The organism is Blautia sp. LMAG:89 (genome assembly GCF_008679485.1).
GTDB classification, from domain to species: Bacteria; Bacillota; Clostridia; order Lachnospirales; family Lachnospiraceae; genus Blautia_A; species Blautia_A fusiformis.
Window position 1 is genome coordinate 256,235 of sequence record NZ_NANC01000003.1, and the last position, 12,473, is coordinate 268,707.

At 46.0% G+C, this 12,473-nt stretch carries 13 protein-coding genes and 1 pseudogene; 10 read left to right on the plus strand and 4 right to left on the minus strand.

Translation table 11 applies throughout. From position 1 onward, the window contains the following. Nucleotides 1–64 precede the first annotated feature (64 nt). Nucleotides 65–1,156, minus strand: coding sequence for a DnaJ C-terminal domain-containing protein (locus CCC70_RS01395; RefSeq protein WP_059086226.1), 1,092 nt, complete (start codon nucleotides 1,154–1,156; stop codon nucleotides 65–67). 365 nt (nucleotides 1,157–1,521) lie between these two features. On the opposite strand from CCC70_RS01395, the gene CCC70_RS01400 reads away from it, so the two are divergent. After that, nucleotides 1,522–2,475: an SH3 domain-containing protein gene (locus tag CCC70_RS01400; protein WP_021652766.1), complete on the plus strand. Its 954-nt coding sequence runs from the start codon at nucleotides 1,522–1,524 to the stop codon at nucleotides 2,473–2,475. A gap of 77 nt (nucleotides 2,476–2,552) precedes the next feature. After that, nucleotides 2,553–3,464, plus strand: a complete 912-nt coding sequence (locus CCC70_RS01405) for a LysR family transcriptional regulator (protein ID WP_118752377.1) — start codon at nucleotides 2,553–2,555, stop codon at nucleotides 3,462–3,464. Between the two features lie 184 nt (nucleotides 3,465–3,648). Here the strand turns inward: CCC70_RS01405 and CCC70_RS01410 are convergent, their stop codons facing one another. Beyond that, entirely contained in the window at nucleotides 3,649–4,167 is a 519-nt protein-coding gene (locus CCC70_RS01410; protein ID WP_015525528.1) for a nitroreductase family protein, read from the minus strand. Between the two features lie 249 nt (nucleotides 4,168–4,416). On the opposite strand from CCC70_RS01410, the gene CCC70_RS01415 reads away from it, so the two are divergent. After that, entirely contained in the window at nucleotides 4,417–4,689 is a 273-nt protein-coding gene (locus tag CCC70_RS01415) for an acylphosphatase (protein WP_118752378.1), read from the plus strand. Nucleotides 4,690–4,702: 13 nt separating this feature from the next. On the opposite strand, the gene CCC70_RS16475 is transcribed toward CCC70_RS01415, so the two are convergent. Then, entirely contained in the window at nucleotides 4,703–4,951 is a 249-nt protein-coding gene (locus tag CCC70_RS16475) for a helix-turn-helix domain-containing protein (RefSeq protein WP_334296279.1), read from the minus strand. 105 nt (nucleotides 4,952–5,056) lie between these two features. On the opposite strand from CCC70_RS16475, the gene CCC70_RS01425 reads away from it, so the two are divergent. After that, nucleotides 5,057–6,187, plus strand: coding sequence for a glycerate kinase family protein (locus tag CCC70_RS01425; RefSeq protein ID WP_278603412.1), 1,131 nt, complete (start codon nucleotides 5,057–5,059; stop codon nucleotides 6,185–6,187). Nucleotides 6,188–6,409: 222 nt separating this feature from the next. Here the strand turns inward: CCC70_RS01425 and CCC70_RS01430 are convergent, their stop codons facing one another. Continuing rightward, nucleotides 6,410–8,203: a flavin reductase gene (locus CCC70_RS01430; RefSeq protein WP_118607873.1), complete on the minus strand. Its 1,794-nt coding sequence runs from the start codon at nucleotides 8,201–8,203 to the stop codon at nucleotides 6,410–6,412. Nucleotides 8,204–8,493: 290 nt separating this feature from the next. Between CCC70_RS01430 and CCC70_RS01435 the strand changes: the two genes are divergently transcribed. The 6 genes and pseudogenes from CCC70_RS01435 to fabK all read left to right on the plus strand — a co-directional run bounded on the left by CCC70_RS01435 (nucleotide 8,494) and on the right by fabK (nucleotide 12,472). Beyond that, nucleotides 8,494–9,132 carry a Crp/Fnr family transcriptional regulator gene (locus CCC70_RS01435; protein ID WP_182465462.1) on the plus strand — a complete coding sequence of 213 codons (639 nt, stop codon included), beginning with the start codon at nucleotides 8,494–8,496 and terminating at the stop codon, nucleotides 9,130–9,132. A gap of 10 nt (nucleotides 9,133–9,142) precedes the next feature. Continuing rightward, nucleotides 9,143–9,244: pseudogene (locus CCC70_RS01440) on the plus strand (GNAT family N-acetyltransferase); the annotation flags it as partial. Between the two features lie 23 nt (nucleotides 9,245–9,267). Further along, a complete protein-coding gene (locus CCC70_RS01445; RefSeq protein ID WP_287084137.1) occupies nucleotides 9,268–9,834 on the plus strand; it encodes a tRNA (mnm(5)s(2)U34)-methyltransferase in 567 nt (188 codons plus the stop codon). Between the two features lie 56 nt (nucleotides 9,835–9,890). Next, nucleotides 9,891–10,163: a DUF1294 domain-containing protein gene (locus CCC70_RS01450; protein ID WP_022427174.1), complete on the plus strand. Its 273-nt coding sequence runs from the start codon at nucleotides 9,891–9,893 to the stop codon at nucleotides 10,161–10,163. A 277-nt stretch (nucleotides 10,164–10,440) separates the two neighbouring features. Next, nucleotides 10,441–11,406: a beta-ketoacyl-ACP synthase III gene (locus tag CCC70_RS01455; RefSeq protein WP_287084138.1), complete on the plus strand. Its 966-nt coding sequence runs from the start codon at nucleotides 10,441–10,443 to the stop codon at nucleotides 11,404–11,406. A gap of 121 nt (nucleotides 11,407–11,527) precedes the next feature. After that, the gene (fabK, locus tag CCC70_RS01460; protein WP_015525538.1) at nucleotides 11,528–12,472 is read left to right on the plus strand and encodes an enoyl-[acyl-carrier-protein] reductase FabK; all 945 of its coding nucleotides are present in this window, start codon (nucleotides 11,528–11,530) and stop codon (nucleotides 12,470–12,472) included. Nucleotide 12,473: the final 1 nt, after the last annotated feature.

The window sequence follows — 12,473 nt, forward strand, 5'->3', positions numbered from 1 at the left end:
AAAAAGAGTATCACAGGAACTCATTGATAGTGATGAGCTTTGTGATACTCTTTTATTTTAACTTTTATGCTACATGTGATCCGGTGGCATTACTCCGTTCCAGTCCACAGGCCTTTGCATATTCATGGAGTTTCTCTTTTGCGGAATAATTCAGATTCTGAGGAACTTGGATCTGAATGGTTACATACTGATCACCGCGGACGGAAGGGTTCTTCATGGAAACAATGCCTTTTCCTCTCAGGCGGATCTTGGAACCGGACTGCATACCTTCCCTGATCTTACAGATAACATTTCCGTAAAGGGTGGGAACGGTGGCTTCACCGCCGAAAACAGCGGTTGTGTAAGGAATAGAAATGGTGGTATAAACATCCGATCCCTTTCGTTCATAGCCAGGACGTGTTCCTACGGTAACCTTCAGAAGAAGGTCACCAGGCTCACCGCCGCCGGTTCCGGGCATGCCTTTTCCTTTCAGACGGATACTCTTGCCGGTATCAATACCTGCCGGAATATGAATCTGAAGTGTCTGCGGTGCACCGGAGCTTCCGTCCGGACCGGACAGAGAGATCCTTTTATCTGCACCAAAAGCTGCCTCATCAAAGGTAACGTTGATGCTGGCCTTTACATCAGAGCCTTTTTGCGGAAAATCCTGCTGATGGAATCCGCCGAAGCCGTTGCCACTGTGAAAGCCACTTCCGCCAAATCCACTGTGAAAGCCGCCACCGTTACCGGTGAAATGCTCATATGTGCCATTGCTGCCGAAACCGCGGCTTTCGCCGTGACTGCCGTGGAACATATTTCCGAAGATATCACCAAAAATATCGTCCATATTTTCACCGTTAAAATGAAATTCCTGATAGCTGCCATTGCCGCCACCCTGGAATCCGCCGAATCCACCGGCACCTGCGCCGGCTCCAGGATCAGCTCCTGCTTCAAATGCGGCATGACCAAACTGATCATACATTTTTTTCTTCTTTGGATCACTTAAGACATCGTAGGCTTCGTTTACTTCTTTAAATTTATCTGCGGCATCTGCATTACCGGCGTTTGTATCCGGATGATATTTTTTGGCCAGTTTACGATAGGCTTTTTTTATTGTTTTTTCATCTGCGTTCCGGTCAATGCCCAGAACATCGTAATAATCTCTTTTTACTGCCATGGTATTCACCTTCCCTTATATTATAGTCTGCAGCGTCCCGGATGATCGATCTGTCCTCTCAGAGGACAGATCTCCCGGACTGTCATATATTGAACGTATGCGTATAAAATTCCCCGGGAAAAATCCCGGGGGCATTACTTTTATATTGTTCTATATGTAATATAACACTACTAATTAAAAGTGTCAATACCTGCATTGTGGAAAAGAACATTTTGGACTGCAATGAGAGATATGATTCTTACAGCTATCAGCTGAAAATATGATATAATACTACCATAAATTCCGGTGCGGTCTGCTCAGTAAATAAAAAACAGAGAGAGCCGCAGATCAGAGAAAGATCCAAAAAAGAAAAGGAGGCGTATAATATGAGAAAAAGAACTCTTCTGTCCCATATAAAGGCAGTAAAAAGGCTGGTACTTCTGACACTTATACTGGCAGCAGCTTTTCCGGCGACGATCCGGGAGACAAAGGCAGCAGCAGGAACCACTTTTAAAGTCAAAGTCACAGATGGATACCTGGCTCTCCGGAGTGAGAAGGCTTTTGACAAAGGCAATGAGATCGGACAGCTGAATACAGGAGATCTTGTGGAAGTTACAAATCGGAAGGACGCTACCTACTGGTATGCATACGTGCCAAGACTGGATAAATCCGGATATCTGGACAAAAACTATATCCAGATAGCAGAGAACGCCACAGCTTCCAACGATTCCTGGACAGTAAAGGTAAAAAAAGGCTATCTGGCTCTTCGAAGTACCGCAGCTTACAATGACAGTAACGAGATCGGACGCCTGAATACCGGAGATGTCGTTCTTGTAAAGGACAGCAGTGATTCTACTTACTGGTACGTATATGCTCCGGGGCTTGATAAATCCGGATATGTGGATAACCGTTATATTTACAACAGTGGTCTGTGGACAGTTAAAGTAGAAACTGGTTATCTTGCCCTTCGCAACAAGGCAGCCTATAATGAAAGCAATGAGATCGGACAGCTGAATACCGGTGACACGGTTCAGGTGAAGGACACCAGCAACGATCAGTACTGGTATGTATATGTTCCGCAGCTGGATAAGACCGGTTATGTTGATAGGAACTATCTTACCGGAGGCTCAGGTACGACAACTCCATCCATGACTGTTAAAGTGGAAAGCGGATATCTGGCTCTGCGCAGTACAAAGGCGTATGACAAGGACAATGAGATCGCCCAGCTGAATAACGGAGATACGGTAGAAGTCATTGAGAAGAAAGACAGTACTTACTGGTATGTATATGTTCCGAAGCTTGGAAAAGAAGGATATGTAGATAAGAACTATCTTAAATAAAAAGATAAAGGATGCTTGTTGCCGGATCTGCCTGAAGAGGAACAGAAAGCCGGAACAAGAAACGGGGAGGCAGAAAGATGACTCTGGCACAGCTCAGATATACCATAGCAATTGCAAAAGCCGGATCTATGAACGAGGCAGCAAAAAGCCTTTATATTTCTCAGCCCAGTCTTTCCACGGCAATCCGGGAGCTGGAAGCAGAAACCGGTGTTGAGATCTTCCGAAGAACGAACCGGGGAATCGCCGTAACGCCTGCAGGCGAAGAATTTCTGGGGTATGCAAGGCAGGTGGTGGAACAGTACGAACTGATGGAAGCCAAATATATTTCCAAGGAACAGTCACGCAAAAAATTCAGTGTTTCCATGCAGCATTATACCTTTGCAGTTAATGCCTTTGTGGAGCTGGTAAAGCAATTCGGCATGGATGAGTACGAATTTGCGGTTCACGAGACCAAGACGCATCAGGTCATCGAGGATGTCCGTAATTTCAAGAGTGAGATCGGGATCCTCTACGTAAATGATTTTAACCGTAAGGTACTTACAAAAATGTTTCACGAGTATGGTTTGGAGTTTCACGAACTTCTCAACTGTCGGATCTACGTTTATATGTGGAAGGGGCATCCTCTGGCGAAGCGTGAGAAGATCACGCTGGAAGAACTGAAGGAATATCCGTGTCTATCCTTTGAACAGGGAGGAAATAACTCTTTTTATTTTGCTGAGGAGGTTTTGAGCACCTATGAATACAAACGGCTGATCAAAGCCGATGATAGGGCTACTATGCTGAACCTGATGGTAGGACTGAATGGATATACCTTATGCTCCGGTATTATCTGTGAGGATCTTAATGGTTCCGATTACTGTGCTGTGAAGCTGGATTCCGATGAGATCATGACAATCGGTTATGTTGCCAGAAAGGGTGTTAACATCAGTACCCTTGGGAAAAAATATCTGGAGGAGATTTCCAGATATAAGGATAAAGCACTGAAATAAGAGAAAATAAAATCTGACAGATCACTGCCGGAGAAGACGGGAAAAGCTTCTGGTATTTATGATACCGGAGGGTTGTTTCCCTGTGTATTCTCAGATACGTAGCGATGCGTATCATGCAGGAATCTGTCAGATCTTTATTTACATTAAAAGTTTTTGGCAGTGGAAATTTTATTCTGCAAGCCGATCACACACGGATCACAAAACCATCTTTACGCGGTTTGGCTGTTGGATACTCACAGTCACGGTATCCAAGAACACAGTGGCCCACGCCGATATATTCCTCCGGAACACCCCACTGCTTCTTCAGCTCTTTTCCTTCCTCGGAGTCAAAAACTTCTCTTGCACGGTGAATCCAGCAGGAGTCCACGCCGAGAGCATGTGCGGCATTCATGAGATTTCCCATCACAAGACTTCCGTTTTCCACACAGGTGCCCATTTTGCTGTCGGAAAAGACAATGATCACAGTTGGGGCGCCGTAGAACGGATCTGAGGTGCTGCCCATAACAGCTGCGTTCATTTTGGAAAGCCTTGCAACCAGCTCCGGATCCTGTGTCACTACCATAAGAGTGCTCTGCTGTCCCATGCCGCTGGGGGAATATTCTCCCGCCTCCAGGATCGTATCCAGAGTTTCTTTCGGAACAAGCTCTTTTTTGTAGGCGCGGATGCTTCTGCGTTCTAACAGGTTTTTGATGCTTTCATTCATGATCATTACCTCCTGATGTTAAATTTTGTTGAAAATATTTTCTGCAAAAGAAAGTAAATTTCTTTTTATTCTGATAAAAACCATTATAACGCAGATGATTATAGTTTCCAATAGATAGAAGGATATAACTTTACAATTTATAAAGAAATATTATATAATCTGGTTATGATATTCCTGCGGCGGATGCGGGAGAATTTCGGGTGGAGATACAGAGACAGAATAGTTAAGACAGAAAATATGAGGTGCCAGATGGAAAAGATTCGGAAACATTTTTATTTTTCAGGAAGAGTACAGGGAGTAGGCTTTCGTTACCGCTCCTATTATATTGCACAGTCCATGGGACTGACCGGCTGGGTACGGAATCTCTGGGATGATCGTGTGGAAATGGAAGTACAGGGAACCAGAGAAGAAATCCGGGAGATGGTAGAACGCCTTTCTCAGCAGAGCTTTGTGGAGATCGAGGGGATTGAAGCGAGGGAAATTCCACTGGAGGAGGAGTTTGGCTTTCATGTGAGAGGATAGTGAAATGGCCGGTTCATTCCAGCTCCAGTGCCAGATACAACAGAACAGCGTCCCGGAATTTTCGGGGATTGAGACCACATTTTTTATAAATGTGGTTTAATTTATATTGAAGAGTATTTTTGTGGAGAAAAAGCTTCTCTGCGGTATCAGCCAGAGACATTTCCAGGGAAAAATAAGTTCGCAGAAGGTTCTTTTCATCCGGGGACAGCTGATAACCAAACAGCAGAACAGTTATTTGGCTGCAGAGCTGCGCAGAGAATATCCGCCTGACACGTAAAGGAACATTTCACGTTTCCGGTACACGGAATGATAGAACGGAGAGTACGGATATCAGCTTTACATAAAAATCATACAGGAGGAAAATAAAATGAAGGTAGTAACAGCGATCGATTCTTTTAAGGGCAGTATGACATCCATGGAGGCAGGCTTTGCAGCTGCTGAAGGTATCCATCGTGTGGATGCGGACGCAGAAGTTCAGGTAAGACCACTGGCAGACGGTGGAGAGGGAACCGTGGAAGCCCTTGTCGCAGGAATGAACGGAAAAACAGAGCACGTAAAGGTTACGGGGCCTCTTGGCGAGCCGGTGATCTGTGAGTATGGCATCATCGAAAGCACAAAGACCGCAGTAATCGAAATGGCTGGTGCAGCAGGGATCACGCAGGTGCCGGACGAAAAAAGAAATCCTCTTTATACCACAACCTACGGTGTCGGTGAGGTGATCAAGGACGCCATCGAAAAAGGCTGCCGCAGATTTATTGTGGGTATCGGCGGAAGCGCCACCAATGACGGTGGTGTGGGAATGCTTCAGGCACTTGGCTATGCATTTCTGGATAAAGACGGAAAGCAGGTCCTTCCGGGAGCAAGGGGCCTGAAAGACATCACAGAGATCATAGCTGCCTATGTGATCCCGGAGCTTGCAGAATGTAAATTCCGTGTTGCCTGTGATGTCACAAATCCTCTTTGCGGAGAGCTTGGATGCAGTTCCATCTACGGACCGCAGAAGGGTGCTACGCCGGAGATGATCCAGGACATGGATCAGTGGCTGGGTGCTTACGCAGAGCTTGCAAAGGAGCGTTTTCCGAAAGCAGATGCAAAGTATCCGGGAACAGGTGCTGCCGGCGGAATGGGATTTGCATTCCTGACCTTTACCGATGCAGTCCTGGAATCCGGGATCAACATCGTGCTGGATGAGACGAAACTTGAGGACTACATCAAAGACGCGGATCTTGTGATCACAGGTGAGGGACGTATGGATGGACAGACAGCCATGGGAAAAGCGCCGGTAGGTGTTGCAAAGCTTGCAAAGAAATATGGCAAAAAAGTGATCGCCTTTGCAGGTGCCGTACAGCGTGACGCAAGAGCCTGCAACGATGCAGGGATCGATGCCTTTTTCCCGATCCTCCGCGGAGTGGTAACTCTGGAGGAGGCCATGAAAAATGAGAATGCAAAGCAGAATCTGGCAGATACTACAGAGCAGGTTATCAGACTGATGAAATAAATAAAAGGCATATGATTCGTAAATTTCAGGATTCCTGCAGAAATACAGAGCGTGAGTGTCTGATCTGCTGTAAGAATAAATTTGGTGAAAGACGCTGCGAAGACATTGGATGATAATACAAAAAAGACAGGCCACCTCAGAAGCCTGTCTTTTTTGTGGTTTATAATTTGTAAAAATAAGGAAGCTGTAACCGGATTAAATCAATTTATGGGGATTTCAGTCTTATCCTTCGATCGGCTCAAAATCCACAGCGCCATGCTTGCACAGCGGGCAGATGATATCTTCCGGAAGTTCATCGCCTTCATAGATGTATCCGCAGACTTTGCATACCCAGCCTTTTTTGCCCTCGGTCTGTGGCTTTGGCTTTACATGTTTCTGGTAGTAGGTGTAAGTCATGGTATCCTGATCGCTCATGACACGGGCCTCTGTGACGCTGCAGATGAACATTCCGTGAGTGCCGAGATCCACATAGTTTTCTACCTTCAGGGACATGAAAGCATTGATATATTTGTCCAGGAATACCAGGCCGTTGTCGGAGTGGTTTACTTTCTGTCCGGCAAATTTATCGGTGCTTCTGCCGGACTGGAAGCCGAACTGCTCAAAAACAGAGAACGGAGCATCTGTGGACAGGCAGTTTACGTTCATGATACCGGTCTGCTGAATCACGTGGTGAGAGTAGTTTGCCTTGTTGATGTTGACAGCCACGCGATATGGGTTGTCGGTAAGCTGTGTAACGGTATTGACGATCAGACCGTTGTCCTTTTTGCCATCGTTGGAGGTTACCACATAGAGGCCGTAACCGATGCGGAACAGAGCGGTCATATCATTTTTGTTGGCAAGATCATCGCTTTTTGCAATGTATTCCTGGCAGAGCTCATCAGCCATAGCTTCCATCTGTCTGCGGTTTTCTTCGTTTACTGCTGACATGATCTTAACTGTGGTATTCAGCCAGTTGATCTTTTTGCATTTGGAAAGCATTTCTTTCATGACCTTCGCTGCCAGCGGTGCCCAGCTTCCGTTTTCAATCAGTCCTACAGTGCGGTTCTGGAAGTTGTGCTCTGCCAGACGGGTAATAAAGTCGTTCATAAACGGATAGATACCTGCATTATATGTGGTGGTTGCGAGAACCAGCTTGGAGTAACGGAAAGCATCGCTCAGTGCCTGGGACATATCATCTCTTGCAAGGTCATAGATCAGAACACGCGGACATCCTTTGGCACGGAATTTATCGGCAAGCTGTGCGACTGCTGTTCTTGTGTGGCCGTAAACGGAAGTGTAGGCGATCACGATTCCGTCATCCTCCGGTGTATAGGAAGACCAGGTATCATAGAGACTGATATAATGTCCAAGATCTTCAGTAAGAACCGGCCCGTGGAGCGGGCAGATGGTCTGGATATCCAGAGTTGCGGCTACTTTCAGAAGATTCTGAACCTGCACACCATATTTTCCAACGATGCCGATATAGTATCTTCTTGCCTCATCGTCCCATGGTTCATCTGCATCCAGGGCACCGAATTTTCCGAAGCCGTCTGCGGAAAAAAGAACCTTTTCTGTGCTGTCATAAGTGACCATAACTTCCGGCCAGTGAACCATCGGTGCAAATACAAAAGTCAGATTGTGTTTTCCAAGGGAAAGGGTTCCGCCGTTATCTACGATGATCTGATGACCTTCCAGATCCAGGTCAAAGAAATTCTGCATCATGGCGAAGGCTTTTTTGTTGGAAACAACGATGGTGTCCGGATAAGCCTTCAGGAAGTTTGCGATGTTGGCTGCATGATCCGGTTCCATATGCTGTACGATCAGATAATCCGGTTTCCGGTCACCCAGAACTTTCTGGATATTATCAAGCCATTCGTGAGTAAAATTTGCATCTACCGTATCCATAACCGCAATTTTTTCGTCCAGGATCACATAGGAGTTGTAGGACATGCCGTTCGGCACTTTGTACTGGCCTTCAAAAAGGTCAACCTGATGATCATTAACGCCTACATATTTGATGGTATCTGTGATTTTCATGAGCGATTCCTCTTTTCTTTCTATGGTGGATTTATTTATATGCTTCAGGTTTTGTTTGTTTCTTAACTTTGATAAAAATATAACAGAAATCGACAACAAAAACTGTTGCAAATACAACAAAACAGAAAAAAATTCCAGACTTTACATTTTTTTCGTGCTGGTATAAAATCAGAAACATGCAGCAAAATAAAATACGGATATCTGCTTTGAGAGTCCTCTTACATAGTCCTGGATGCAGAGAGAAAAGTACAGATATGCGGAAGATTATTTTGCCGGTGGGAGGAAAATTTATGGAGCATATCACTTTATTTACGGATATTTTGCCCGAAGAACAGGAAAGGATGCGTGTCTGCTTCAAAGTCCGGGAGAAAGTTTTTCAGAATGGAGAAACCATAATGGAATATTCCAGCTCCATGAAAAAGATCGGTCTGATCCAGGAGGGAAGAGCAGTTCTCTACTGCTGTGACGAGGATGGAAATGAGTATGTCATCGATGAATTGAATAAGGACAGTGTATTTGGCGAACCGTTTCTGCTTTCGTCAGATTCCCAGCATTATTATGTATGTGCCACTACCGTGACGAAAGTGCTGTTTATTGATTATGAGCATGTGATCAAGCGCTGTGAAAATGCCTGTCATCATCACAGCCAGATGGTCAGTAATCTGCTGCAGATGACGGCCCTTCGTTCCAGGCAGCAGACAGATCGGATATACATGCTTTCACGATCCTCCACCAGGAAGAAGCTGATAGCCTATCTGCATTCTCTGGCTGCGGAAAAAAATGCCGGGAAATTCAAGCTGCCTATGTCCTATACCGCACTGGCCCAGTATTTAAGTGTGGACCGGAGTGCCATGATGCGGGAGATCAAAAATCTTTCGGATGAGGGTGTGATCCGAAGAAACGGACGGAATGTGGAGCTGCTTAAATAAAGGAGAAGATCATGAGAGACTTGGATTTACCCAGCTTGGCGTGATCCCGAAGGGGTTCCGTATGAAGGATGGACATTATGAGGATATCTGTCCGTATTATCATGAACTGTAAGAGAATTTTGAAAGGATTTTTAAATGAAAAATCTTCAGATCACTGCATACATGCAGCATTTTATACGGCACCAGGTCATGCCGGGAGACATCTGTATCGATGCAACAATGGGAAATGGCAATGACACGGCTCTGTTAAGCCAGCTTGCAGGAAAAAGGGGACGGGTTCTGGCTTTTGACATTCAGAAGCAGGCACTGGAACATACGGAGGAGCGCCTGAAAAGAGATAACTGTCCGGAAAATTATCAGCTTCTTCTGGAATCCCATGAGAATATGGATGTTTATGCAGAAGCAGAAACAGTGTCCTGCATCACCTTTAATCTGGGATATCTTCCCGGCGGAGACCATTCGGTGGCAACCAGATCAGACAGCAGCAAAAGAGCGGTGGAAAGCGGACTTAAGCTTCTGAAAAAAGGCGGACTTATGACACTTTGCATTTACAGTGGCGGGGATACGGGATATCAGGAACGGGATGAGATGCTTGTGTTTATCCGTCAGCTGGATCCCCATAAATATCTGGTGATCCTGTCGGAATATGCAAACCGGCCCAATGATCCGCCCATACCGGTGCTGATCATCAAACTGCAATGAAGACATAAATCGGTTACTGTCCGAAATACAGGACACAGATCCTGGAGGGAGCTATCATGAATGATTACATATATTATTATCTGCTTGCAGTCAATATCCTGGCCTTTGTGCTTTTTGGAGTTGACAAGCAGAAAGCACGTCGTAATAAATGGCGGATCCCGGAGAAGACTCTGATCTTAAGTGCTGTCATCGGTGGCAGCGTCGGGGCGATCCTTGGCATGAGATTTTTTCACCACAAAACCCGAAAAGCCAGATTTGCAATTGGTGTACCGGTGATACTGCTGGTGCAGATTGGTGTGGTGTGCCTGGTACAGTGGGCGATGAAGTAAAACTATGAAGGCAATAACTATAAATGCAATAACCATAAATACAATACCTGTCTGAAAAAAATAAGACAGCTGTCACAGGACAGAGGAGAAACCAATACTCCACGCCTGGGGCAGCTGTTATTTTTTTCATAAAAGGATGCTCAAAAATTCCTTCTTGACAAATACTTTTATGATGATATAATTTGATAATCAAAATATTTTAAGATAAAAGATAATTCAGAGAACAGCAGTACAGATTTATACAGACTGATTTAAGACAGATATCATGGAGAAAAATATGACAGGTAAAATATGTGGAACCGGTTCGTGGGCACCGGACAGAGTGTGGGATAACAACGATCTGGCAAAGATGGTGGAAACCAGTGATCAGTGGATCCGGGAAAGAACCGGTGTGGTACAGAGACATATTGCAAAAGAGGACGAAGATACTGTGACGATGGCAGCGGGGGCAGCATTAAAAGCTCTGGAAGACGCAGAAATGAAGGCAGAAGAAATCGATCTAATCCTTGTGGCAACCATTTCTCCAACAGAGATCATGCCCTGTGTGGCATGTGGGGTGCAGGAGCGGCTCGGAGCGGAAAAGGCTACCTGCTTTGATCTGAACGGCGCCTGCACAGGATCTCTTCTGGCACTGAACACTGCGCAGGCATACCTGGCCCAGGGAATATATAGGAATGCCCTTGTGATCGGAGCGGAAAAACTGTCCGGTTTAACGGACTGGACAGATCGTGGCACCTGCATTCTCTTCGGGGATGGTGCGGGAGCAGTCGTGCTGAGAGCAGAAGAGGGTGGAAGCTATGCACAGGTAACCCATTCCATTGGAAAAAAAGGCGGTGCACTTACCTTACAGAGCAGAAATCAGATCCGTTATGAAAATGATCCGAAGGCAAAGGAAACCTACATACAGATGAACGGAAAGGAAGTGTTCAGCTTTGCCGTGAGCAAGGTACCGGAGGCTGTGAAGGAGCTTCTTTCCCGAGAGCAGGTTTCCTGTGAAGATATCAATTATTATCTTCTCCACCAGGCAAATGAGCGGATCATCCGTTCCGCAGCAAGGCGGCTGGGCGAAGACATTTCCAAGTTCCCTATGAATATGGACAGATACGGCAATACTTCTTCCGCAAGTCTTCTTATCCTCCTGGATGAGATGAAAAAAAGCGGAAAACTGCAGCGGGGTGACAGAATGGTCCTTGCAGGCTTCGGCGGCGGACTGACGTACGGAGCAAGCCTGATCGAGTATTAAAGCCCCTGTTAATGAATTGTTAAAATAAGGCTACGTAGTGAATGTGGATGTTTTTATCCGCTTGATCCAAATAAACCGCGGATGCTTTTATCCGCTTGATTTAATTTTCCGGAGGTAAAAGATGAAAACAAGAGTTACAGAATTACTTGGTATTGAATATCCCATCATCCAGGGCGGTATGGCCTGGGTGGCAGATCATCACATTGCGGCAGCAGTATCCGAGGCAGGCGGCTTGGGACTGATCGCAGCGGCAAACGCACCGGCAGAGTGGGTGCGTGAGCAGATCCGTGAGGCGAAAAAACTGACAGATAAGACTTTTGGTGTAAACATCATGCTGATGAGTCCAAGTGCCGATGAGGTTGCGAAGATCGTAGTAGAAGAAGGAATCAAGGTAGTAACAACCGGTGCCGGAAGCCCGGAAAAATACATGGAAGCATGGAAAGCTGCCGGAGTAAAGGTGATCCCGGTTGTTGCATCTGTAGCTCTTGCAAGAAGAATGGAGCGCTGTGGCGCAGATGCAGTGGTAGCAGAGGGAACCGAGTCCGGCGGACATATCGGTGAGACAACCACTATGGCGCTGGTACCGCAGGTCGTGGATGCAGTAAAGATCCCGGTAATTGCAGCAGGTGGAATTGCAGACGGTCGTGGGATCGCGGCAGCCTTTATGCTGGGTGCAGAAGCCGTACAGATGGGAACCCGATTTGTGGCAACAGAGGAATGTCACGTACATGAGAATTACAAACAATTCCTTCTGAAAGCCAGGGATATCGACACAAGAGTAACCGGCCGTACCACAGGTCATCCGGTCCGTACCTTAAGAAACCCTATGACGAAGGAATATCTGGAGAAAGAAGCTGCAGGTGCATCCTTTGAAGAACTGGAAATGCTGACACTTGGTGGCCTCAGGAAGGCTGTTGTTGACGGCGATGTAAAAACCGGAAGCGTTATGTCCGGACAGATCGCAGGTATGGTAAAGGATGTACCGACCTGTAAGGAGCTGATGGCAAGACTGATCAGAGAGACAAAAGAGACTGTAAAGAAAAACAGTTTTCTTGTGGAGGAATAAT

Bases quoted from the DNA above. Each gene is read 5' to 3' on its own strand.
- CCC70_RS01395 (WP_059086226.1), bottom strand. From the start codon at position 1,156: ATGGCAGTAAAAAGAGATTATTACGATGTTCTGGGCATTGACCGGAAC.
- CCC70_RS01400 (WP_021652766.1), top strand. From the start codon at position 1,522: ATGAGAAAAAGAACTCTTCTGTCCCATATAAAGGCAGTAAAAAGGCTG.
- CCC70_RS01405 (WP_118752377.1), top strand. From the start codon at position 2,553: ATGACTCTGGCACAGCTCAGATATACCATAGCAATTGCAAAAGCCGGA.
- CCC70_RS01410 (WP_015525528.1), bottom strand. From the start codon at position 4,167: ATGAATGAAAGCATCAAAAACCTGTTAGAACGCAGAAGCATCCGCGCC.
- CCC70_RS01415 (WP_118752378.1), top strand. From the start codon at position 4,417: ATGGAAAAGATTCGGAAACATTTTTATTTTTCAGGAAGAGTACAGGGA.
- CCC70_RS01425 (WP_278603412.1), top strand. From the start codon at position 5,057: ATGAAGGTAGTAACAGCGATCGATTCTTTTAAGGGCAGTATGACATCC.
- CCC70_RS01430 (WP_118607873.1), bottom strand. From the start codon at position 8,203: ATGAAAATCACAGATACCATCAAATATGTAGGCGTTAATGATCATCAG.
- CCC70_RS01435 (WP_182465462.1), top strand. From the start codon at position 8,494: ATGGAGCATATCACTTTATTTACGGATATTTTGCCCGAAGAACAGGAA.
- CCC70_RS01445 (WP_287084137.1), top strand. From the start codon at position 9,268: ATGAAAAATCTTCAGATCACTGCATACATGCAGCATTTTATACGGCAC.
- CCC70_RS01450 (WP_022427174.1), top strand. From the start codon at position 9,891: ATGAATGATTACATATATTATTATCTGCTTGCAGTCAATATCCTGGCC.
- CCC70_RS01455 (WP_287084138.1), top strand. From the start codon at position 10,441: ATGACAGGTAAAATATGTGGAACCGGTTCGTGGGCACCGGACAGAGTG.
- fabK (WP_015525538.1), top strand. From the start codon at position 11,528: ATGAAAACAAGAGTTACAGAATTACTTGGTATTGAATATCCCATCATC.